General features: G+C 38.5%; 24 protein-coding genes. 23 read left to right on the forward strand and 1 reads right to left on the reverse strand.

Going from position 1 to position 21,263, the window contains the following annotated elements; genetic code table 11:
* The 23 genes from fsa to HNR52_RS07765 all read left to right on the forward strand — a co-directional run bounded on the left by fsa (position 1) and on the right by HNR52_RS07765 (position 20,580).
* Entirely contained in the window at positions 1 to 648 is a 648-nt protein-coding gene (gene fsa / locus HNR52_RS07655) for a fructose-6-phosphate aldolase (RefSeq protein WP_013788937.1), read from the forward strand.
* Positions 649 to 996: 348 nt separating this feature from the next.
* Positions 997 to 2,838, forward strand: a complete 1,842-nt coding sequence (gene rho, locus HNR52_RS07660; protein WP_435620198.1) for a transcription termination factor Rho — start codon at positions 997 to 999, stop codon at positions 2,836 to 2,838.
* Between the two features lie 63 nt (positions 2,839 to 2,901).
* On the forward strand, positions 2,902 to 3,111 hold the full coding sequence (gene rpmE, locus HNR52_RS07665; protein WP_013788935.1) for a 50S ribosomal protein L31: 210 nt from the start codon (positions 2,902 to 2,904) through the stop codon (positions 3,109 to 3,111).
* 349 nt (positions 3,112 to 3,460) lie between these two features.
* Positions 3,461 to 4,042: a thymidine kinase gene (locus HNR52_RS07670; RefSeq protein ID WP_435620199.1), complete on the forward strand. Its 582-nt coding sequence runs from the start codon at positions 3,461 to 3,463 to the stop codon at positions 4,040 to 4,042.
* A gap of 24 nt (positions 4,043 to 4,066) precedes the next feature.
* Positions 4,067 to 4,996: a DUF1385 domain-containing protein gene (locus HNR52_RS07675; RefSeq protein WP_013788933.1), complete on the forward strand. Its 930-nt coding sequence runs from the start codon at positions 4,067 to 4,069 to the stop codon at positions 4,994 to 4,996.
* On the forward strand, positions 4,983 to 5,822 hold the full coding sequence (prmC, locus tag HNR52_RS07680; protein ID WP_435620200.1) for a peptide chain release factor N(5)-glutamine methyltransferase: 840 nt from the start codon (positions 4,983 to 4,985) through the stop codon (positions 5,820 to 5,822). Before HNR52_RS07675 ends, prmC begins: the two co-directional genes overlap by 14 nt.
* A gap of 51 nt (positions 5,823 to 5,873) precedes the next feature.
* A complete protein-coding gene (gene prfA / locus HNR52_RS07685) occupies positions 5,874 to 6,935 on the forward strand; it encodes a peptide chain release factor 1 (RefSeq protein WP_013788931.1) in 1,062 nt (353 codons plus the stop codon).
* Positions 6,936 to 7,244: 309 nt separating this feature from the next.
* Positions 7,245 to 7,964, forward strand: coding sequence for a ZIP family metal transporter (locus tag HNR52_RS07690; RefSeq protein ID WP_435620201.1), 720 nt, complete (start codon positions 7,245 to 7,247; stop codon positions 7,962 to 7,964).
* Positions 7,965 to 7,987: 23 nt separating this feature from the next.
* A complete protein-coding gene (locus tag HNR52_RS07695; RefSeq protein WP_435620202.1) occupies positions 7,988 to 9,037 on the forward strand; it encodes an L-threonylcarbamoyladenylate synthase in 1,050 nt (349 codons plus the stop codon).
* Between the two features lie 17 nt (positions 9,038 to 9,054).
* The gene (locus HNR52_RS07700) at positions 9,055 to 9,495 is read left to right on the forward strand and encodes a low molecular weight protein arginine phosphatase (RefSeq protein WP_435620203.1); all 441 of its coding nucleotides are present in this window, start codon (positions 9,055 to 9,057) and stop codon (positions 9,493 to 9,495) included.
* A gap of 14 nt (positions 9,496 to 9,509) precedes the next feature.
* A complete protein-coding gene (rpiB, locus tag HNR52_RS07705) occupies positions 9,510 to 9,956 on the forward strand; it encodes a ribose 5-phosphate isomerase B (RefSeq protein WP_435620204.1) in 447 nt (148 codons plus the stop codon).
* Between the two features lie 16 nt (positions 9,957 to 9,972).
* Positions 9,973 to 10,605: a uracil phosphoribosyltransferase gene (upp, locus tag HNR52_RS07710; RefSeq protein WP_013788926.1), complete on the forward strand. Its 633-nt coding sequence runs from the start codon at positions 9,973 to 9,975 to the stop codon at positions 10,603 to 10,605.
* Positions 10,606 to 10,618: 13 nt separating this feature from the next.
* Positions 10,619 to 11,065, forward strand: a complete 447-nt coding sequence (locus tag HNR52_RS07715) for a deoxycytidylate deaminase (protein ID WP_041592137.1) — start codon at positions 10,619 to 10,621, stop codon at positions 11,063 to 11,065.
* Between the two features lie 65 nt (positions 11,066 to 11,130).
* The gene (locus HNR52_RS07720) at positions 11,131 to 12,165 is read left to right on the forward strand and encodes an MraY family glycosyltransferase (RefSeq protein WP_435620205.1); all 1,035 of its coding nucleotides are present in this window, start codon (positions 11,131 to 11,133) and stop codon (positions 12,163 to 12,165) included.
* Positions 12,166 to 12,183: 18 nt separating this feature from the next.
* A complete protein-coding gene (gene wecB / locus HNR52_RS07725) occupies positions 12,184 to 13,335 on the forward strand; it encodes a non-hydrolyzing UDP-N-acetylglucosamine 2-epimerase (RefSeq protein ID WP_435620206.1) in 1,152 nt (383 codons plus the stop codon).
* 199 nt (positions 13,336 to 13,534) lie between these two features.
* Positions 13,535 to 14,287, forward strand: coding sequence for a YwmB family TATA-box binding protein (locus HNR52_RS07730; protein WP_041592136.1), 753 nt, complete (start codon positions 13,535 to 13,537; stop codon positions 14,285 to 14,287).
* A gap of 9 nt (positions 14,288 to 14,296) precedes the next feature.
* Positions 14,297 to 15,550: a UDP-N-acetylglucosamine 1-carboxyvinyltransferase gene (murA, locus tag HNR52_RS07735; protein ID WP_435620207.1), complete on the forward strand. Its 1,254-nt coding sequence runs from the start codon at positions 14,297 to 14,299 to the stop codon at positions 15,548 to 15,550.
* Between the two features lie 257 nt (positions 15,551 to 15,807).
* Positions 15,808 to 16,635: a 5'-methylthioadenosine/S-adenosylhomocysteine nucleosidase family protein gene (locus HNR52_RS07740; RefSeq protein ID WP_435620208.1), complete on the forward strand. Its 828-nt coding sequence runs from the start codon at positions 15,808 to 15,810 to the stop codon at positions 16,633 to 16,635.
* A gap of 112 nt (positions 16,636 to 16,747) precedes the next feature.
* Complete coding sequence (gene yjeM / locus HNR52_RS07745; RefSeq protein ID WP_435620209.1) at positions 16,748 to 18,262, forward strand: glutamate/gamma-aminobutyrate family transporter YjeM; 1,515 nt, start codon at positions 16,748 to 16,750, stop codon at positions 18,260 to 18,262.
* Positions 18,263 to 18,356: 94 nt separating this feature from the next.
* On the forward strand, positions 18,357 to 19,751 hold the full coding sequence (pepV, locus tag HNR52_RS07750) for a dipeptidase PepV (RefSeq protein ID WP_435620210.1): 1,395 nt from the start codon (positions 18,357 to 18,359) through the stop codon (positions 19,749 to 19,751).
* A gap of 110 nt (positions 19,752 to 19,861) precedes the next feature.
* Entirely contained in the window at positions 19,862 to 20,086 is a 225-nt protein-coding gene (locus HNR52_RS07755) for a DUF1659 domain-containing protein (protein ID WP_435620211.1), read from the forward strand.
* A 38-nt stretch (positions 20,087 to 20,124) separates the two neighbouring features.
* Positions 20,125 to 20,343: a DUF2922 domain-containing protein gene (locus tag HNR52_RS07760; RefSeq protein WP_013788916.1), complete on the forward strand. Its 219-nt coding sequence runs from the start codon at positions 20,125 to 20,127 to the stop codon at positions 20,341 to 20,343.
* Between the two features lie 93 nt (positions 20,344 to 20,436).
* Positions 20,437 to 20,580, forward strand: a complete 144-nt coding sequence (locus HNR52_RS07765) for a YvrJ family protein (RefSeq protein WP_013788915.1) — start codon at positions 20,437 to 20,439, stop codon at positions 20,578 to 20,580.
* Positions 20,581 to 20,600: 20 nt separating this feature from the next.
* On the opposite strand, the gene HNR52_RS07770 is transcribed toward HNR52_RS07765, so the two are convergent.
* Entirely contained in the window at positions 20,601 to 20,891 is a 291-nt protein-coding gene (locus tag HNR52_RS07770; RefSeq protein WP_435620212.1) for an MTH1187 family thiamine-binding protein, read from the reverse strand.
* Positions 20,892 to 21,263 lie beyond the last annotated feature (372 nt).

Genomic DNA, 21,263 nt, shown 5'->3' on the forward strand with positions numbered 1-21,263 from the left:
ATGAAGTTTTTTATTGATACTGCCAATGTCGATGAGATAAGGGAAGCAAATGAGCTTGGCGTAATATGCGGTGTTACCACTAATCCTTCTCTTATAGCTAAAGAAGGCAGAGACTTCATAGAGGTTGTAAAAGAGATAACAACGATTGTAGACGGCCCTATCAGTGCAGAAGTCGTATCAGAAGATCACGACGGCATGGTGAAAGAAGCTTTAGAGCTGGCTAAGATTCATAAGAATATCGTCATAAAGATACCTATGACGGCTGAAGGTCTAAAGGCAGTTAAAATACTCACCGAAAAAGGCGTAAAGACTAATGTAACACTGGTATTTTCAGCGACACAAGCACTTCTCGCAGCGAGAGCAGGTGCTACATATGTAAGTCCTTTTGTAGGCAGGCTTGACGATATTTCCACAGACGGATTGCAGTTGGTGTCTGACATCGTCCAGATATTTGATATATACGGAATTGAAACAGAAGTGATAGCAGCAAGTATAAGACATCCGATGCATGTATTGGAAGCGGCGAAAGTAGGAGCACATATAGCTACAGTGCCGTATAAAGTGATCATGCAGATGATAAAACATCCATTGACAGATATAGGTATTGAAAGGTTCTTGAAAGATTGGGAGACAGTTCCTAAGAAATAATTTTAAGTCAGGGGATATTTCCTCTGACTTTTTTTATAAAATTATAAGAAAAAAATTACATAAGCTGAATATTTTTATAAAATGTGTCGATAATATTAACGTGATGTTAAAAAATTATTAAAATTACGCTGTGTTACTTGACTTTTTTAAAAGGTATAATAAAATATAAATAGTGTATAACGTTTGAGGGCTCAAGAATACATCATTATCTATTTACAAATATTATAACCGTGTATTCTAAGACCAATCTAAAACAATTCTTTTTTATTAAAAATATTATTTAAAAATTTTTTAATAAAATCCCATTTTACAATAAGAATAATTATTTTGTTCAGGAGGTGCCTTTTTTTGGATTTTAATGATTTAGAAGGGAAATCCCTTGCAGAACTTAGGGATATAGCCAAAAGATATGGCGTAAAAAGCATTACGAAATACAGGAAGCAACAGTTAAAAGAGCTTATCGTAGAGAAGTCAAAACAGATTAAGCTTGAGGAAAAGACAGACGAAGAAGCAAAAAATGATATAGAGAATTTGTCTTTAGAAAAAAATCTTGATGAGAAAGCAAGATTAGAAGGACAAGAAGATGAAAATGATTCTGAAAAAGGTGTAGAAGAAAAAGCATCTGATACTGAAAAAATCATAGAAACTGTATCAGAAGACAATGATGCAAAGACAGAAGAAGCAGAATCTGGTAAAGAGGAAGAGAAAAAGACCATAGGGAAGATAAGCATACCAGTGGAGGAGCTTGAAAAATCAGATGCAGATTATGAGGAGCTTAGAAGAAAGCTAAGGATGCGCTTAAGAAGCAAAGAAAATATCACAGAAAATGTGGAGGAAGCCAAAAAGGATATAGATGAGGCAATAAAGGTTAAGCATGAAGATGAAGCATACGAAGATGAAGAAAGTGTCAAGGAAGATATATCTTTAGATGTGACAGAGGAAAAGAAAGAGGAAGAAAAGTCCGAAGAAAAAGAAAAAGAGCCAAGGAAAAACAACAGCATATTTATAAAAGAAGGGCTTCCACTGATAAGTGATGTATCTGAGCCATTGAAAGAGCTTATAGAGACTCAGGGAGACGTGGTTGCAGAGGGCGTTCTTGACATAATGCCTGATGGATATGGATTTTTAAGAGTTGATAATTTTATACAAGGCAATAAAGATATTTATATATCACAATCGCAGATTAGAAGGTTTGGGCTTAAAGTTGGTGATAAAGTAAAAGGAATTACAAGGATTCCGAGAGAAGGAGAAAAATATTCCGCAATTCTTTATGTAGAGTCTATAAATGGTGAAAGTCCGGATCTTGCCAAGAAGAGGATTCCTTTCGATGAGCTTACACCTATTTTCCCAGATGAAAAATTGAAACTTGAAACGATTCCAACAGAACTTGCTATGAGGCTTGTGGACATAATAGCTCCTATAGGAAAAGGCCAAAGGGGAATGATCGTGGCTCCACCGAAAGCTGGCAAGACTACCCTTTTAAAGAAGATAGCCAATAGCATTTCTATAAATCATCCTGAAGTTCACCTTATTGTGCTTCTCATCGATGAAAGGCCTGAAGAAGTTACAGACATGAAAAGGTCTATAAAAGGCGAAGTTGTATACTCCACTTTTGATGAACTTCCAGAGCACCATACAAAAGTGGCAGAGATGGTGTTGGAATACGCGAAAAGACTGGTGGAATATGGCAAAGATGTTGTTATTCTCATGGACAGCATAACAAGGCTTGCAAGAGCATACAATCTTGTGACGCCTCCATCTGGAAGAACTCTATCTGGTGGTCTTGATCCGTCGGCACTTCACCCACCTAAGAGATTTTTTGGTGCTGCCAGAAATATTGAAGAAGGTGGAAGCTTGACAATCTTAGCTACAGCTTTAATCGAGACGGGAAGCCGCATGGATGATGTCATATTTGAGGAGTTTAAAGGAACAGGCAACATGGAGCTTCATCTTGACAGAAAGCTGCAAGAAAGGCGTATATTTCCTGCAATTGATATATACAAATCAGGTACAAGGAAAGAAGAATTGTTGCTTTCGCAAAAAGAGCTGGAAGCAATGTGGATGATAAGAAAGGCCATGAGCAGCATTGCGCCTAATGAAGTTACTGAGGTATTGATAGATAGGCTTATGAGGACAAGGACTAATGCAGAGTTTATAGAGGCCATAAGATCCCAACTTTATAAATCTTGATATTATATATTATGTGTGATATAATCATTTAAGTGTAATTTCGGTTTGAAAGAGGTGAAGGCGATGAAAGAAGGAATACATCCAACTTATTATCATGATGCAGTTGTAAGGTGTGCATGTGGAAATACATTTGTGACAGGTTCTACAAAGAAAGAACTTAGAGTTGAAATATGCTCAAAGTGCCATCCACTTTTTACTGGTCAGCAGAAGTTGATTGATACAGGTGGAAGGGTAGAAAGGTTTAAGAAAAAATACAATCTGGATACAAAATAATGAAGTGGTTAGAGTTATTGCTCTAACCTTTTATTGTATGAAACGTACATGGAGGGAATCAGCTCATAATATATAATGAAAAATTAATTGTTATTTATATAATTAGTGTAAAAATTTATCATAAGCGAACGATTAATGAAGCTTTCGTAATATATCACGATGAATGTAGTGTAGTTTGGCGTATGAGCGAAAGCGAAAGCCGTCACAACGCATAGACGGCGTTAGCCAAACAAGCGGAATGAATCGATGATATATTAGATAAGCGAAATTTGTGAGCGTTGATAAATTTTTCTGAATTTTATTAACAAGCTTTTTGTTGTCTTAAACTATTTGTCTTAAGAGGTGGATTATGATGTACGGGCCTAAAGACCACGGGTACATAGAAGTTGTAACTGGTCCTATGTTCAGTGGAAAAAGTGAGGAGCTTATAAGAAGGATAAAAAGAGCCAAGATTGCCAAGCAAAAAGTTCAAGTCTTTAAACCGGCCATAGATGACAGGTATTCCATAGATAAAGTCGTATCTCATAATGGTGACAACATGCACGCAATTGCCATTGTAAAGGCATCTGATATATTGACATACGCTGAAGAAGATACGGATGTATTTGCTATAGATGAAGTTCAGTTTTTTGATTCTGAAATAGTAGACATCGTAAAAGAGATCGCTGACAGCGGAAAAAGGGTCATATGTGCAGGGCTTGACATGGACTTTAGAGGTGAGCCATTTGGTCCCACTCCGGAATTGATGGCCATAGCTGAATTCGTCGACAAGCTTACTGCTATATGTATGAAATGTGGCAATCCCGCTACTCGCACACAAAGGCTTATAAATGGTAGGCCTGCCAATTACGATGATCCTATTATAATGGTGGGAGCAAAGGAGTCTTATGAAGCAAGGTGCAGAAAGTGCCACGAAGTCCCGCGAACTTAAATTGATTTTTAAGGAGGTGCTGCAATGAAGAAGACGGATATTGGCGGACAAGCAGTAATAGAAGGTGTAATGATGAGGGGCCACAACAGCATAGCTACTGCTGTAAGGTGTGGAAATGATATAGTTGTAAAAAAGGATATGGTAAAGCCTTTGACCAAAAGGCATAAGATACTGTCAGTGCCATTTATAAGAGGAACAGTTGCACTTATAGATTCTTTGATAATTGGAATCAGGACATTAAGCTATTCTGCTGAATTGATAGAAGGTGAAAGCGGAGATGAGGAGCCTTCTAAGTTTGAGATATTTTTGAAAAAGGTCTTTGGCGACAAACTGGATGATGTCATAATGTATCTTTCTGTGGCTTTATCGTTGGCTATATCCATAATCGTATTTTTCGTAGGGCCAACTTATGTGGCAGGCTTTTTAAAGCGATACACCGAAAATACGTTTTTCATAAACCTTTTTGAAGGAGTCCTAAGGGTTGCAATATTCATCGCGTATCTTGCGCTCATATCGAGGATGGAAGACATAAAGAGGGTGTTTGAATACCATGGTGCTGAGCATAAGACGATACACTGTTTCGAACATGAAGAGGAACTTACCGTTGAAAATGCCAGAAAGTATACGACGCTTCATCCGAGGTGCGGCACAAACTTTTTGTTTATAGTAATGATTGTGTCAATTATCGTATTTTCGTTTTTAAGATGGCCCTCATTATACATAAGGATAATATCCAGAATACTGCTTTTGCCTGTCGTTGCTGGCATATCGTATGAAGTGATAAAAATAGCTGGTCATAGCGATAATAAGGTGATAGCAGCACTTGTTTATCCGGGACTGCTTCTTCAAAAGCTTACCACAAAAGAACCTGATGACAGCCAGTTAGAGGTAGCCATAGCATCTTTAAAAAGTGTTTTAGAAGATGAGGGAGGAAAAGCTTTTGAAGATATTTGATGCTTTAAATTTTGGGAAACAGTATCTTAAAAATTATGTGTCAGAACCGCGGCTTGAAGCAGAAGGACTTTTATCTTTTTTATTAGGAGTAGGAAGGGAATACATAATTGTAAATAGAGATAAAGAGTTAAGCGAAAATATTTTTGAAAGATACAAAGGTTTGTTGGACTTGCGAAAAGACGGTATGCCTTATCAATATATAGTTGGGAAAAAGCATTTTATGGGACTTATATTTAAAGTAAGTCCCAATGTTTTAATACCGAGAAACGATACAGAGGTGTTAGTAGAGGAAGTCTTAAAGAGGCTTCAGAAAGACGATATGGTATTGGATATAGGCACTGGAAGCGGTGCTATTGCTGTAAGCATAGCGAAATACAAAGATGTGAAAGTATACGCAGTTGATATAAGCGACGATGCTTTATCTGTTGCGAGAGATAATGCTTATGAGAACGGTGTTTTAGATAAGATCGTCTTTTTAAAAAGCGATTTATTTTCATCGGTGCCGAAAGATGTTAAGTTTGATGTAATTGTGTCAAATCCGCCGTATATTAGAAGTGGTGATATTGATAAATTGCAGGAAGAAGTAAAAAAAGAGCCTAAGATAGCCCTTGATGGAGGAAAAGACGGTCTTTTATTTTACAGAAAGATAGTCAGAGATTCTAAAGAATATATTAAAAGCAGCGGTATAATAGCATTTGAAGTGGGATATGATGAAGCAGGCGATGTATCACGAATACTTTTAGATGGTGGATATGGCAATATAGAAATCGTAAAAGACCTTCAAGGAATAGACAGGGTAGTTTTAGGGAAATGGCTTGGTTCTTGATACTTTTAAAAATATTATTTATGTGATATAATCAGCTTTTGAGGTGAGATGATGATAGATAAACTTAAGGCAATTGAAGATAGATATGTGGAGCTTAGTCAGAAATTAAGCGATCCTGAATCCATGAAAGACATGGATGAATGGAAGAAGATGGCGAAAGAGCAGGCTGGATTAGAGGAAATCGTCCAAAAGTATCGAGAGTATAAAAAGGTCAAAGATGACATAGAGTCAACTAAAGAGCTAATCGAGATGGATGACGAGCTAAAAGACATGGCAGAGGATGAGCTAAAAAGCCTGGAGGAGAAAGAGGAAAGCCTCCTGAATGAGATAAAGCTTCTGCTGCTTCCGAAAGATCCAAACGATGAGAAAGATGTCATAATGGAGATAAGGGCAGGAGCTGGTGGCGAAGAAGCTGCACTTTTTGCATATGACCTTTTTAGGATGTACACCATGTACGCAGAGAAAAAACGCTGGAAGTACGAGATAATGAGCTCCAATGCTACGGAGCTTGGCGGATTTAAGGAAGTCATATTCAGCATAGCCGGCAAAGGAGCGTATAGCAGGCTTAAATTTGAAAGCGGCGTTCACAGGGTTCAGAGGATACCCACCACAGAAGCTGGCGGAAGGATACACACATCTACTGCTACAGTTGCGGTATTGCCGGAAGTAGAAGATGTAGACATAGAGATAAACCCAAATGACATAAAGATAGATGTGTTTAGGTCTGGTGGACACGGTGGGCAAAGCGTAAACACAACTGACTCGGCTGTAAGGCTTACCCACATACCCACAGGTATAGTCATATCGTGCCAAGATGAAAGGTCACAGCTTCAAAACAGGGAAAGAGCCATGAAGATACTTAGGGCTAAACTTTATGAGATGGCCAGAGAAGAAAAAGAAAGAGAAATTTCTATGACGAGGAAGCTGCAAGTTGGCACAGGGGACAGAAGCGAGAGAATAAGGACTTATAACTTCCCGCAAGGTAGAGTTACAGATCACAGGATAGGACTTACGCTTTACAAATTGCAGATGGTTTTAGATGGCGATTTAGACGAAATAATCGATGCACTTTTGGCAGAGGATCAGGCAGAAAGGCTTGAAAGCATGCAGTGATGCTTACAAAGCCTTTTCTTTTAGCATTAAATGAATTATCTGAAAGAGATTATTGCTACTTACACAACTTATATATTTTTTTAAATTGTTAAATTTTTTTAACTTGACCCACTATTGATTTCTCATTTATAATAAAGAAAACACTTTAATGATTCACATTATGAAAATATAAATATTGCCCCCCAGCTGTCCTCATTGAGGGCGCTTTTCTACCCGGATGGACCTCCTACCATCCGGGTAGATTTTATTTTGCCACATATCATATTATGCTTTTTTGCAGAATAAATTTTACTTAGATGAGGTGATATTGTGAGCAATTTTCATGTTGTTGTGTTGGGGTTTGTTATCGGCATAATAGGCACTGGTACAGGTGGTGCCATGACATTTTTTTTGAGGAAACCATCGAAGCGATTTTTAAGCACGATACTGGGTTTTGCAGGCGGTCTCATGTTGTCTGTAGTCACATTTGATTTGCTTCCACATGCTTTTGAGACAGGTGGATTGAATGTGGGCATGTTGGGACTTATAGCAGGTGTCTTAATCGTGGTGTTTTTTGAAGATATACTGCCTGATAAGGAGAAAATAAATAACTACTTAAAAGAGGGGATAATAATGGGATTTGCCATTGCAATACATAATTTTCCTGAAGGACTTGCTGTAGGCTCTGGATTTATGTCATCCAGCAGTTTCGGCTTAAGCATTGCACTCGTCATTGCCCTTCACGACATACCTGAAGGAATAGCTATGGCGACGCCTCTATCGATAGGTGGTGTAACGCCATTTAAAAACATGATGTACGCAATACTGGCAGGTATACCTACAGGCTTAGGGGCTATTGCTGGCGTCTATATGGGCGAGGTATCCCCTTTTTTCATAGCTTTAAATCTGGGCATTGCTGGCGGTGCCATGCTTTATGTGACTTGCGGTGAGATGATCCCTGAGTCGAGAGACTTGTACAGGGGAAGGATTTCTGTATTTGGAATGATTGCGGGAATCATTAGTGGTATAATAATTACGAGAGTTTTATGAAATGATTGAAAGGGTTGTGACAAATGACAAAAGTAGTTAAGCTTGACAGAGATAATCCGGATATGAATTTAATTGATGAGGCGGCAACTATACTTCTAAATGGAGGCCTTGTGGCTTTTCCCACAGAGACGGTTTACGGCATTGGTGCAAATTCACTTAATCCAGATGCGGTTGCGAAGATATTTATAGCTAAAGGTAGACCTCAGGATAATCCACTTATTTTGCATATTTCAGAGTTTCAAGATCTCTTTAAATATGCTAAAAATGTCCCAAATGATGCGTTAAAGCTGGCACGTCAGTTTTGGCCGGGACCATTGACAATGATATTTGAAAAGTCTGATATTGTTCCGTCTATAAATACAGCCGGAATGAATACTGTAGCCATTAGAATGCCGTCTAATAAGATTGCACATACACTTATAAAAAGAGCTGGCATACCTGTGTCTGCTCCAAGTGCTAATCTATCCGGTAAGCCAAGCCCTACAGATGCTTCACACGTTATTAGCGACCTTTACGGCAGAGTTGACATGATAATAGATGGTGGAAGCTGTGATGTAGGTGTGGAGTCTACAGTGGTAGACATGACAGGAGAGATTCCTACCATTTTAAGGCCAGGTGGTATTACAAAAGAGATGATAATGGGCGTAGTTGGCAGTGTTGAAGTAGATCCTATAGTATATAAAAAGCCTTCTTTGGATGTAAAGCCTAAATCACCAGGCATGAAGTACAAGCACTATTCACCAGATGCAGAAGTCTACATAGTCAAGGGAAATATAGGCGATGTTATAAAAAAAATACAAGAGTTGACAGAATTTCAATTGAATAATGGCAAAAAAGTTGGTATAATGGCAACAGAGCAAACATGCGAAAAATATCGAAATGGGGAAGTTTTAGTAGTAGGCAACAGGGAAAGACCGGAGACTATCGCTAAAAATCTGTTTAGGTGTCTTAGGGAATTCGACAAAAAAGGCGTTGATGTAGTGTACGCTGAAGGGTTTGACTATGATGAAATTGGACTAGCTATAATGAATAGGCTTGAAAAAGCCGCTGGATACAAGGAAATCAATGTGTAAGGAGAAAAATGTATTTTATGAAGGTATTATTCGTTTGCACAGGAAATACATGCAGAAGCAGCATGGCTGAAGGAATATTTAACCATATAGCAAGGGAGAAAGGCTTATCTCATGTAGCGGAATCAGCAGGCACTATGACTTACGATGGATTGCCAGCCACAGATGAATCTATTAGGGTTTTAAAAGAAAAATACGGCATTGATATATCAAATCACAAATCCAGAAGCATAAAAAAAGAGCACTTGGAAAATGCCGATTTAGTCTTGACTATGACAGAGGCGCAAAGGGAGTTTATCTTAAAAAGACATCCCGAATTTGCAGATAAAGTCTTTACGTTAAATGAGTTCGCAGATAAAAGTGGAGATATTGAGGATCCGTTTGGAAGAGGCATAGATGTGTACAAGAAAACTGCAGAGGAAATATATGCATCTATAATGCGTATAATAGAAAAATTGTAGAAAGGAGCTTTTCAATGATTGCAATAGGTTCTGATCACGGCGGCTATGAGCTTAAAGAGGCCATAAAGAAACATTTAGAAGAAAGAGGGATAGAGTATAAGGATTTCGGTACATTTAGTGAAGAGTCTGTAGACTATCCTGATTACGCCAGAGAAGTGGCAGAGGCTGTAGCCAGCGGACAGTATGAGAAAGGCATACTTTTGTGTGGAACAGGCGTTGGCATATCGATTGCTGCCAATAAAGTGCCTGGCATAAGGGCAGCGCACGTATCTGATGCATTTTCAGCAAGGTACTCAAAAGAGCACAACAATGCAAACGTGCTTTGCATGGGGGGGAGAGTTGTAGGACCAGGTCTTGCAGCACTTTTGGTGGATGAATGGCTTGACGCAGAATTTCAAGGCGGTAGGCATCAAAAGAGGATCGACAAGATTTCTGAGATTGAAAAAAAATACTCGAGATGACATAGGAGGTAAATGAATGTACGATAATGTTTATGTGTTAGATCATCCATTAATACAGCACAAAATCAGTTTGATAAGAGACGAAAATACAGGGTCAAAGGAATTTAGAGAGCTTGTAGAAGAGATATCTATGCTTATGGCGTATGAAGTGACGAGAGATCTTCCATTGGAAGAGATAGAAGTAAAGACACCTATTGCGGTTGCCAAGACGAAGGTTATAGCTGGCAAAAAGTTAGGCATAGTGCCAATCTTAAGAGCAGGACTTGGCATGGTAGATGGCATGATGAAGCTTATACCTGCAGCTAAGGTTGGACATATAGGGCTTTACAGGGATCCCGAGACATTGAAGCCTGTTGAATACTACTGCAAGTTGCCTTCTGATATAAATGAGAGGGATCTCATTGTAGTAGATCCTATGCTTGCAACAGGTGGATCCGCATCTGCTGCCATACACTTTCTGAAAGAGAGAGGTGCACAAAGCATAAAGCTTGTCAACCTCATAGCTGCACCTGAAGGGATAGAAGCTGTTCACAGGGATCATCCGGAAGTGCCTATCTATTTAGCTTGCATAGATGAGAGGCTAAATGAGCATGGATATATTGTGCCCGGTCTTGGCGATGCCGGTGACAGGCTTTTCGGAACGAAGTAAGAGGAACGTAAAGATGAGGCCATCGTGGGATGAGTATTTTATGATGGTGGTAGATGTGGTGAAGACCAGATCTACTTGTTTGAGGAGGCAGGTTGGTGCTGTCATTGTGAAGGACAAGCACATCATATCGACAGGGTACAACGGTGCACCCACAGGTCTTAAACACTGTGAGGAAGTAGGGTGCATGAGGGAAAGCCTAAACATACCATCAGGTGAGAGACACGAGCTTTGTAGAGGCACTCATGCCGAGCAGAATGCCATAATACAAGCCGCATTAAACGGTGTAAGCACAAAAGATGCTACTATCTATGTAAGTGCAAGCCCGTGTTCTATGTGTGCCAAGATGATTATCAATGCAGGCATAAAAAGAGTTGTCTATGAAGGGGATTACCCTGATAACCTTTCATTTGAGTATTTGAAGGAAGCTTCTGTAGAAGTTGTGAAGATGGAAAGACGATAAATAGTTGACAATAATGGCGTTGGTGGAATATTATATAATTATGATAAGTTCAGGGGAGTGTTAAAATGAAAATATACATTTTGTCGTTTGTTGTGGCTTTTGTGGCTGCACTTATGGCTACACCAGCGGCAAAGAAGTTGGCTTATAAAATCGGAGCCATCGACATACCAAAGGATAAAAGACGTGTTCACAATAAGCCTGTACCGCTTATAGGCGGATTGGCTATATACTTTGGTACAGTTTTAAGTATGCTTCTGTTTTTGCCAAAATCGGAGACTAACCTTGGAATCATTGCAGGAAGCACGATAATAGTCGCTTTAGGGATATTTGACGATAAATACGAATTAAAAGCTAAAGTGAAGCTATTAGGACAGCTTTTAGCGGCATTTGTGGTTGTCTTAAGCGGTGTAAGGATCGATTGGCTTACAAATCCATTTGGCGATGGCATGATAAATATGGGTGTTTTTGCGATACCTCTTAGTATATTTTGGATCGTAGGTATTACAAATGCCATGAACCTTATTGATGGACTTGACGGATTAGCTGCAGGTATAGCATCCATATCATCAGGTTCGCTGTTTGTGGTGTCTTTGCTAAATGGGCGATATGCTACTGCGCTTATTACTGTTGCTGTCACTGGAGCGGCACTGGGATTCTTGCCGTACAATTTCAACCCTGCCAAGATATTCATGGGCGATACTGGCGCCATGTTTTTAGGCTTCATTTTGTCGGCGGTATCTATACAAGGTGCAGTAAAATCGGCTGCTGCCATTGCGATTGCTGTTCCCATATTAGCTCTTGGCGTTCCGGTATTTGACACGATATTTGCAATAATAAGGCGTTTGGCAAATAAAAAGCCTATCATGGAGGCAGACAAAGGGCATTTGCATCACAGGCTTTTAGCGTTGGGCCTTTCGCAGAAGCAGGCGGTTTTTGTCATGTACGGTGTAAGTTTGTTCTTAGGTTTAAGCGCGATACTTATATCCTCCACAAACGGTGCAAAAGGCTACATCATATTGATTATTGCTATTTTAGCTGTTTTGTGGGGCGCAGACAAGATGGGACTTTATGGGCACAAAGCTAAAAACATGAATGTGTAAATATAAGGAGCTGAAGACATGCTAAAAGTAATGCCTATTTTCGGCACAAGGCCTGAGGCGATTAAGATGGCACCGCTTGTAAAAGAGCTTCAATGTGCCGATGGAATAGATACAGTCGTGTGCGTTACAGCTCAGCACCGGGACATGCTTGATCAGGTGCTGAGGCTTTTTAATGTCATTCCTAAGTATGACCTTGATGTGATGAAGGAAAGCCAGTCACTATCCGACATAACATCATCTGTCTTAAGAGGGCTTGACGATGTCTTGGAGAAGGAAAAGCCTGATTTGATTTTGGTTCACGGCGATACCACTACGACCTTTGTTGCTGCTTTGTCGGCTTTTTACAAAAAGATAAAGGTAGGCCATGTAGAAGCAGGGTTAAGGTCTTTCGATAAATGGTTTCCGTACCCTGAGGAGATGAATAGAAAGCTTACAGGGGTTCTTACAGATTTGCACTTTGCACCGACACAGACTGCAAAGGAAAATCTCATAAAAGAAGGCGTAGATGAAAGCAGCATATTTGTCACAGGCAACACTGTCATAGATGCCATGAAATACACTGTGAAGGAAAATTACATCTTTCGGGATGACAGGTTAAATGACGTTGACTACAATAACAGAAGAGTCATCGTTGTTACGGCACATCGCAGAGAAAATTGGGGTTTGCCAATAGAAAATATATGCAATGCATTGAGGAAAATAGCCATCGATTTTAAGGATACGTATATCATATATCCAGTTCACAAAAATCCCATCGTAAGGGATACGGTATTTAGCGTTCTTGACAATCTTGACAATGTGTTGCTGCTGGATCCAATCGATACGGATGAGATGCACAACCTCTTAAAAAGGTGTTACATGGTTATGACAGATTCAGGAGGACTTCAGGAAGAAGTGCCATCATTAGGAAAACCTGTCTTGGTATTAAGAGATGTTACAGAAAGGCCTGAAGCAGTTAAAGCAGGTACTGTAAAGATAATAGGAACGGACTTTGATAGAGTTTACAGTGAAGCAAAATTACTTTTGACAGATAAAAATGAATACGACAGGATGGCAAATGCAGTAAATCCATATGGGGATGGTAATGCATCAAGGCGCATTGTACAAGCCATAAAATACGCATTTGGCATGACAGATGAAAAAGTAGATGAATTTAAAGGCAGCGTATAACGCTGCCTTTAAAAATTATAAAGTGCTTTAAGGAGTTTAAACATCCATCGTTAAATTGATGGATGTTTTTATGTATAAATACATTAAAATTGTCAATAATTATATTAGGTTGGGCGGAACGTATGGTGAATTTATTATCCCCCTTGTGAATTTACCGTATGATACCGCCCACTTTTATTTTGATTTTGGAGGAATGAATATGTTTAATAAGTTATCATTGATTGCTGTTACAATAGTCGTGGTGGTTTTTATGTTAAACTCTCAGATGGATGCGTTTTCTGCAAAAGGGAATGATGTTTCAGTCATAGAAGAGGCTTTTTCAAAAACTGGGGCATCGTACCAGTACGCAAATATCAACGGATGGGCGAAGTTGAATTCCGATTTTACGCCTTTTAGTCAAATGAATAAAATTGTAGAAAATCTTATAAAATCGTTGGAAATTGACGATAAAGTTGTTAAAGTTTCGAAACTTGATCAGTCCAATTTCAGACAGTACGATGCTGAATACGACGCTAAAGACAAAAAAATTTCAATTGTCGTACAAAGCGTCAAAAACGATGCTGCTAATGAAACATACATTTTAATAGACGAATATTTGCTTCATGGAAATAAGGATGTTGTCAATGAGGATGAAAAAATCAAAAAGGCGTATTCAAGTTTAAGTCTTACTCCAGAGATTGCTACGTGTTTTGTCGGTACATACGATGGAAAGTTGAATAATGGCAAAATAAGTAGTATATTAGAAGAAGTGATGAAGGACACGGATGCTTCTAAAGTAGAAGGATTAAATGATGAAAATTTAGTCAGTATTTCTGCTCACACAAATAAAATTAAGGAATATATTGAGATTGGTAGTGAAAAAATAAATTTGAACGTTGCAGTAAGGTATAGCAGTTACGATGACAAAACATATATCTGGCTGGCAACACCTGTTATAGCAATAGAATATTAACAATAGAGGGTGGTATACACGAGGATTGTCGTTGAAGGTAGCCCTGCGCTAAAGGGCACTGTAAAGGTAAGTGGAGCGAAAAATTCTGTTTTGCCTATCATCGCAGCATCTTTGCTTTCGCAAGGTGAAGTAATTATAGATGATGTGCCAGAGCTTAAAGATGTGAATGTGATGATAGAGCTTATAAAGTTTTTAGGTGCCAAATGTACATTTCAGGATGGAAAGCTTAAGATAAATGTGGACATAAAAGATGTGGAGGCGCCGTATGAACTGGTTAAAAAGATGAGAGCATCTTTCCTTGTGATGGGGCCTATCCTGGCAAGATTGGGTCATGCAAAGATATCGCTGCCGGGTGGCTGTGCCATAGGGACAAGACCTATAGACTTGCACTTAAAAGGATTTCAGACTCTGGGGGCGGAGATAGACATAGGTCATGGGTATGTGGAAGCAAAAGCTAAAAAACTTGTAGGCAAAAAGGTTTATCTGGACTTTCCAAGCGTTGGCGCAACGGAGAATATCATGATGGCTGCCGTATTTGCAGATGGGCTTACTACCATTGAAAATGCAGCCGAAGAGCCGGAAGTAGTGGATCTTGCCAATTTTCTCAATAAGATGGGAGCTAACATAAAAGGTGCTGGCACAGACACAATAAGGATAGAAGGCGTGAAAGAGCTGAAAGCCACAGAACATACTGTCATACCAGATAGAATTGAAGCCGGTACTTACATGGTTGCGTCTGCCATGACTGGCGGTGATGTGCTTATAGAAAATGTCATAGTCGATCACGTCAAGCCCATAATTGCCAAATTAACCGAGTGTGGTATTGAAGTGTATGAAGAAGGCACAGGCGTGAGGGTAAAAGGTTGTGAAAGCTATAAAGCAGTGGACATAAAGACACTGCCGTATCCAGGTTTTCCTACAGACATGCAGGCTCAGATGATGGCTATGATGGCTGGAGCGAAAGGAACCAGTGTAATCATAGAGACAGTGTTTGAAAACAGATTTATGCATGTAGACGAGCTAAAAAGGATGGGTGCGGATATAAAAATCGAAGGAAGAACCGCAGTCGTAACAGGTATTGATCATTTATCAGGTGCAGAAGTGAAGGCAACAGATTTAAGAGCTGGAGCTGCACTAATATTAGCAGGACTTATAGCGGATGGAAAGACCATTATAAACGATGTTTACCATATAGATAGAGGTTATGTAAACATCGAGGATAAGCTTAGAAGTCTTGGAGCAATCATATATAGAGTTGATTGAACAAAAATAGTAGCCGCAATCTCCACCTATAATGAAAATTTAGGTGCTGCATTGCGTTTTACTTTATTCCAAAATGAGTAGATATACACAGAAAAAGACGGGAATGCACCTCCCGCCTTTTTCATTACCATTGACACCTGACTTTTATTGCTTACATATTTACTATGGCATAAAATTAAAATTTATTTGTTAAGTCAAGGTAAAAGAATTATAATATTATAGGCGTTTTGCAAAGTTAAAAAAGGAGTTTAGGAATTATGGTTTACATATCTGTATCTATGTATGTGGAGGCAAAGCCTATTATAGATTATTACAATTTGAAGAAAGATGTGGACGAAAGATTTTATCAAATTTTTAAAAGCGATAACATGAGATTGATAATAACGGGTGTTGGCAAGGTTAATTGTGCTGCAGCTACATCATATCTTTTAGCAAAAACACCGCCTAATGATGGTGACATTGTAGTAAATATAGGCATTTGCGGTGCAAAAGATGGATTTCAAATAGGCACACCGCATCTTATCAATAAAATAAAAGATGCTTCAACTGGAAAAGACTACTATACAGATGTGCTTTTGAAGCATGATTTTAAGGAATGTTCTATCGAAACTTTTGATAAGCCTATTTCAAGTCCAGAACTTTTAGAGGAAGATTTGTGCGATATGGAGGCCAGTGGCTTTTATATTTCTGCATCAAAATACATAGAGCAACATAGGATCTTTTTAATTAAAGTGGTTTCAGATAGAGTTGGCATTGATACGGTTTCTAAAGAAGATGTCTTGGAGTTTATTCAAGGTAATATTGAAAAGATTGATGCTTTCATAAAAAAAGCTGAGAATTTTGCAAAAGTTGATGACAGCTTTTTCAAAAAAGAAGAAGTTATGTTGATTGAAAAGATTTGTTCTCTTTTGAAACTTACAAAAAGTTTAAGAGAAATTCTTTATAAATCATGTTTACACTACAAAGTGAGAACAGGTAAAGATATTTTGTTTTTAGAGAATATTGAGCTTTCAGATGTCAATAATAAAAGAGAAAGAAAAAAGCTTTTTGACTTAATTATCTCGTATTTGGAGAAGAATGGTTGATGAATTTTAGATGAGAAATGCTGGAAAATGCTTAAATATTGCAAAAATCGCAAGTTTAAATTATAATAAATGTATTAAAATAATTTAATAATTAAACAAAAGGAGGAATCAGATGACAACAAAAGAAAATGCTAGAAAGAAGTTATCCCAATTATCATTGATTTTAATGATATTTACGTCTGTCTTTGGTTTTACAAATATGCCCAGATCTTTCTACCTTATGGGATATGGCGCTATTCCGTGGTATATTTTATCAGGCATCACGTTTTTCATCCCATTTGCATTTATGATGGCTGAGTATGGTGCTGCTTTTAAAGAAGAAAGCGGCGGTATATATACATGGATGGAGAAATCCGTAGGACCGCTTTTTGCATTTACAGGCACTTTTATGTGGTATGCATCGTATGTTGTATGGCTTGTAAACATATGCTCGACGATTTGGATTCCACTTTCGAATGCCATATTTGGAAGCGACAAGACATCTGAGCTTCACTTTTTAGGGCTTAATTCAACTCAGACGCTGGGAATGCTGGGAATAATCCTTATCATCGTCATAACTTTTGTGGCCAGCAAAGGGCTAAGCGGTGTCTCAAAAGTAGCTTCTATAGGTGGCACGGCTGTACTTTTGCTAAACGTTGTTTTGTTAGTTGGCTCTTTGATAGTGTTTATTGCTACAGGCGGGAAATTTAAAGAGCCGATTACGGGAATTAGCTCGTTTGTGGCATCGCCAAACCCTTCCTATGCAACACCGCTATCTGTCTTGTCATTTGTGGTATTTGCAATTTTTGCATACGGTGGCACAGAAGTAGTGGGCGGTGTCGTAGATCAGACGGAAAATGCTGAAAAGACGTTCCCGAGAGGCATGATGATAGCTGCTTCAATAATAGCTGTGGGTTATTCGCTTGGTATTTTCTTAATCGGTATTTTTACAAACTGGAAAGATGTTTTATCTTCTGACAAGATAAACTTAGCCAATGTGGCGTACGTTATAATGAATAATCTTGGCTATCAGTTGGGGACAAGTTTAGGCATGGGTCAAGCAGCATCCGTATCACTGGGAAATTGGGTTGCCAGGATCGTAGGCATATCCATGTTTTTAGCGCTTACAGGAGCGTTTTTCACGCTTGCTTATGCACCGCTTAAACAGCTTGTAGAAGGTACTCCGAAAGAACTATGGCCTTCCAACATAGGTTACGTTGAAGATGGAATACCAAAAGTGGCTATATGGGTTCAGTGCGGCATCGTGGTGGCTATGATATTTTTGGTGTCATTTGGCGGAGATATCGCGAAGGTATTTTTCACAAGGCTTGTTTTGATGGCTAATGTTGCCATGACACTGCCTTATATGTTCTTAATCATCGCATATCCTTATTTTAAAGGCAAAAGCAGCATAAAAAAAGGATATCAAGTGTTTAAAAGCAAAGGAATGGTGATGACTGTCACTATTTTAAGTGCAGCTACGGTAGGTTTTGCAAATTTCTTCACCATTATAGAGCCTATGACATCAGGTGACTACACGTCTACTATATGGATGATAATTGGGCCTGTATTTTTCTCAGCAACAGCGCTTCTTCTTTACAGAAGGTATGCAAATAAATATTTACGGGCTTTAAGGGATGACGAATAACTTTTGAGGCAATGCGAGTTTAACTCGTATTGCTTTATTTCTTTTTAAAAAGGGACTATAATGTAATTAAAGTAAATAAATAGGAGGGCTTTTTATGGTATTAGATCAATATGTAGATGCTTTAAAAGACGACTTAGTCAAGTCGACGCAGGAAATCATCAAGATAAAAAGCACTGAGGGGGACATGAAGCCGGGGATGCCTTATGGCGAAGGAGTCGCAAAGGCGTTGGAATTAGCTTTAGACATAGCTAAAAGATTGGGCTTCAAGACGAAAAATGTAGACGGATATGTAGGATATGCAGAATACGGTGAAGGCGATGAGATAGTAGGCGTCTTAGGGCATCTGGATGTAGTGCCTGAAGGGGACGGCTGGGATTATCCACCTTATGGAGCCGAAATCCATGATGGCAAGATATACGGCAGGGGGGCAACAGACGATAAAGGACCTATAATGGCTGCTCTTTATGCATTAAAAGCCATTAAAGATTCTGGGCTTAAATTAAACAAGAGGGTAAGGATACTTTTTGGTACAAATGAAGAGACAGGCTCTAAAGAAATAGAGTATTACCTCAAACACGATGAATCACCATCAATAGGTTTTACACCAGATGCCAATTACCCAGTCATATACGCAGAAAAAGGCATTACCATGTTTGAGGTAGTAAAAGATTTTGAAAAGAAGTCTAAAGATATGGTTATTAAGTATATAAAGGGTGGCAATAGACCTAATATGGTTCCAGACTACTGTGAATGCGGTATTTATGTGAAAGATGAAGACAAAAGAAAAGCTCTTCGTGATGAGGTTAAGAGGTTTAAGGATGTTTCAGGCTTTGATTTAGATAGCGAAGTAGAAGACGACATGCTTATAGTAAAATCCCGCGGCGTATCAGCTCATGGCAGTCTTCCACATCTTGGGAAGAATGCGATAATGCAGCTTTTGATGTTTTTAAATGTCATATATCAAGATGAAGACGATGTGAAAGATTTCATAGACTTTTTTGCGAAAAATGTCGGACTTGAGACAGATGGCAAGACATTTGGAGTTTACCTAAAGGATGATACAGGAGAGCTTTCATTTAACGTAGGAACTATCAATTTTGACGAGGAAAGCGGCTCAATAGGTTTAAATATAAGGTATCCTGTAACTTATAAGTACGAGGATCTGATGAATCCATTTAATGCGAAAATAAGTGAACACGGCATGAGATTTGAAAACATGATGCATCAGCCGCCGCTTTATTTTCCTAAAGATCACATCCTCATAAAGACTCTTATGAAAGTCTATGAGGATGTGACTGGAAGGAAAGATGAGCCATTGTCGATTGGCGGTGGAACGTACGCCAAAGAGATGAAAAACATGGTGGCATTTGGGCCGATTTTCCCAGGCAAACCAGATCTTGACCATCAGGCAAATGAGTACATTGAGATAGACGATCTCGTCTTAAATGCCAAAATATACGCCCGTGCCATATACGAGCTGGCAAAGTAAATACATTAAAAACAGGAACTTATCTTTATGATAATTTCCTGTTTTTTTATGGGTAAGATTTTTTCGCTTTTTCTATATTATAAGTGTAAAAACTAAAAGGAGGTGTTAAAATGGCGGTTATATCTACACCACAAGGCTCAAGGATTTCCATATCATACATCACTGGAAAAGACGAAAGAGGTGTCGACGTCATAAGAAGCAGGACATACAACAACATTAAAAGTTCTGCCCTTGATCAGGATGTCATGGATGTGGCTGCAATTTTAAGCGGACTTCAAACATATCCTGTGAAGTCTGTGACCCGCATAAACCAAGTAGATCTGGCTCAGCAGTAATAATTTAAGATGATTATGGAAGAAGGGAGGGTATAGAAGTGGCGGTACAGCTTCAGATGAACTTCAAAAATAAGCTTGGCAGTAATTTCAGAATAAATGTGGATAACGCACTTGAAACGCTTACTGATAGCCAAGTTAAAGCAGCAATGGATACTATAATTTCAAAAAACATATTTGACACAAATGGCGGTGAACTGGTAGAAGCAGTTAGCGCCAGCCTTGTATCCACAACCGAAAAAGAATTTGCAGTCAAATAATACGGCGGGGGGCAACCCCGCTTTTAAATTTATTGAACAGTGCCATAGCTTTTATGCAAGAATGGCATTGTAAATATGTAAAGGAGGGTTATCATGAATGAGATTTTTACAGGTATCGCCAATCTTGGGTTTCCAATAGTAGTAAGCATTTACCTTTTAGTTAGAATCGAAGGTAAATTAGATAGCCTGACCAATTCTATAAACGAGTTGACAAAAGCCATAACAAAGATAGAATAAGCGCAGAAGCGCTTATTCTATCAACTGATTACTTCACTTACCCTCTTTTCCATATTATCAGGCTTATCCCGCCTTTCATCGATCATGATGTTTGTCACTACCCTCATTGCTCCATCTTTAAATGGTATGTTGTGAATTTCCTCTGCTACTTTCATAAGCTCTCCTGTATTTCCTTCGATTACTGTCGATGTAGGTGTAACGGTGTATTTGAGGCCTCTCGTGTTTAAAAGTTCTACTGCCTCTTGTACAAAACTTGAGTAAGAAGCGCTACCTGTTCCAACAGGGACAAAATTTATTTCCAATATTGACATTTGAATACCTCCTTTGTCAGTTTGCTATATTGAATTATCTTGTAGAATATTAATATATTTTGTCGAAAAAGATTTTTTTATCCGTTTTTATAAAATGCTGAAAATAAGCCGATTTGAAGAAAAAATTACAAATAAATGATTAAATTTTGGATTAATTGGGTCTTAAGACCTATTTATTTCGACAAATTGTTGTAATATAATAGGACATGTAAGAATGATTCCCCTTTTCCCCATAATTAATTTATATTCTGCACCCCCAACCCAATATGGTGTGCTGCATTTATTGCAGCGTTTTTTTTATGCTTTTAACTATAAAATTTCAAAGAAAAGTGTCGATATAAATATTGGATTATATAGTTTTTCATTTGCATT

This window comes from Thermoanaerobacterium thermosulfurigenes (assembly GCF_051201035.1).
Classification (GTDB): domain Bacteria; phylum Bacillota; class Thermoanaerobacteria; order Thermoanaerobacterales; family Thermoanaerobacteraceae; genus Thermoanaerobacterium; species Thermoanaerobacterium thermosulfurigenes.

Excerpts from the sequence above, each read along its gene's own strand:
- fsa (WP_013788937.1), top strand. The coding sequence starts at position 1 with ATGAAGTTTTTTATTGATACTGCCAATGTCGATGAGATAAGGGAAGCA.
- rpmE (WP_013788935.1), top strand. The coding sequence starts at position 2,902 with ATGAAAGAAGGAATACATCCAACTTATTATCATGATGCAGTTGTAAGG.
- HNR52_RS07670 (WP_435620199.1), top strand. The coding sequence starts at position 3,461 with ATGATGTACGGGCCTAAAGACCACGGGTACATAGAAGTTGTAACTGGT.
- HNR52_RS07675 (WP_013788933.1), top strand. The coding sequence starts at position 4,067 with ATGAAGAAGACGGATATTGGCGGACAAGCAGTAATAGAAGGTGTAATG.
- prfA (WP_013788931.1), top strand. The coding sequence starts at position 5,874 with ATGATAGATAAACTTAAGGCAATTGAAGATAGATATGTGGAGCTTAGT.
- HNR52_RS07695 (WP_435620202.1), top strand. The coding sequence starts at position 7,988 with ATGACAAAAGTAGTTAAGCTTGACAGAGATAATCCGGATATGAATTTA.
- HNR52_RS07700 (WP_435620203.1), top strand. The coding sequence starts at position 9,055 with ATGAAGGTATTATTCGTTTGCACAGGAAATACATGCAGAAGCAGCATG.
- rpiB (WP_435620204.1), top strand. The coding sequence starts at position 9,510 with ATGATTGCAATAGGTTCTGATCACGGCGGCTATGAGCTTAAAGAGGCC.
- upp (WP_013788926.1), top strand. The coding sequence starts at position 9,973 with ATGTACGATAATGTTTATGTGTTAGATCATCCATTAATACAGCACAAA.
- HNR52_RS07715 (WP_041592137.1), top strand. The coding sequence starts at position 10,619 with ATGAGGCCATCGTGGGATGAGTATTTTATGATGGTGGTAGATGTGGTG.
- HNR52_RS07720 (WP_435620205.1), top strand. The coding sequence starts at position 11,131 with ATGAAAATATACATTTTGTCGTTTGTTGTGGCTTTTGTGGCTGCACTT.
- wecB (WP_435620206.1), top strand. The coding sequence starts at position 12,184 with ATGCTAAAAGTAATGCCTATTTTCGGCACAAGGCCTGAGGCGATTAAG.
- HNR52_RS07730 (WP_041592136.1), top strand. The coding sequence starts at position 13,535 with ATGTTTAATAAGTTATCATTGATTGCTGTTACAATAGTCGTGGTGGTT.
- HNR52_RS07740 (WP_435620208.1), top strand. The coding sequence starts at position 15,808 with ATGGTTTACATATCTGTATCTATGTATGTGGAGGCAAAGCCTATTATA.
- yjeM (WP_435620209.1), top strand. The coding sequence starts at position 16,748 with ATGACAACAAAAGAAAATGCTAGAAAGAAGTTATCCCAATTATCATTG.
- pepV (WP_435620210.1), top strand. The coding sequence starts at position 18,357 with ATGGTATTAGATCAATATGTAGATGCTTTAAAAGACGACTTAGTCAAG.
- HNR52_RS07755 (WP_435620211.1), top strand. The coding sequence starts at position 19,862 with ATGGCGGTTATATCTACACCACAAGGCTCAAGGATTTCCATATCATAC.
- HNR52_RS07765 (WP_013788915.1), top strand. The coding sequence starts at position 20,437 with ATGAATGAGATTTTTACAGGTATCGCCAATCTTGGGTTTCCAATAGTA.
- HNR52_RS07770 (WP_435620212.1), bottom strand. The coding sequence starts at position 20,891 with ATGTCAATATTGGAAATAAATTTTGTCCCTGTTGGAACAGGTAGCGCT.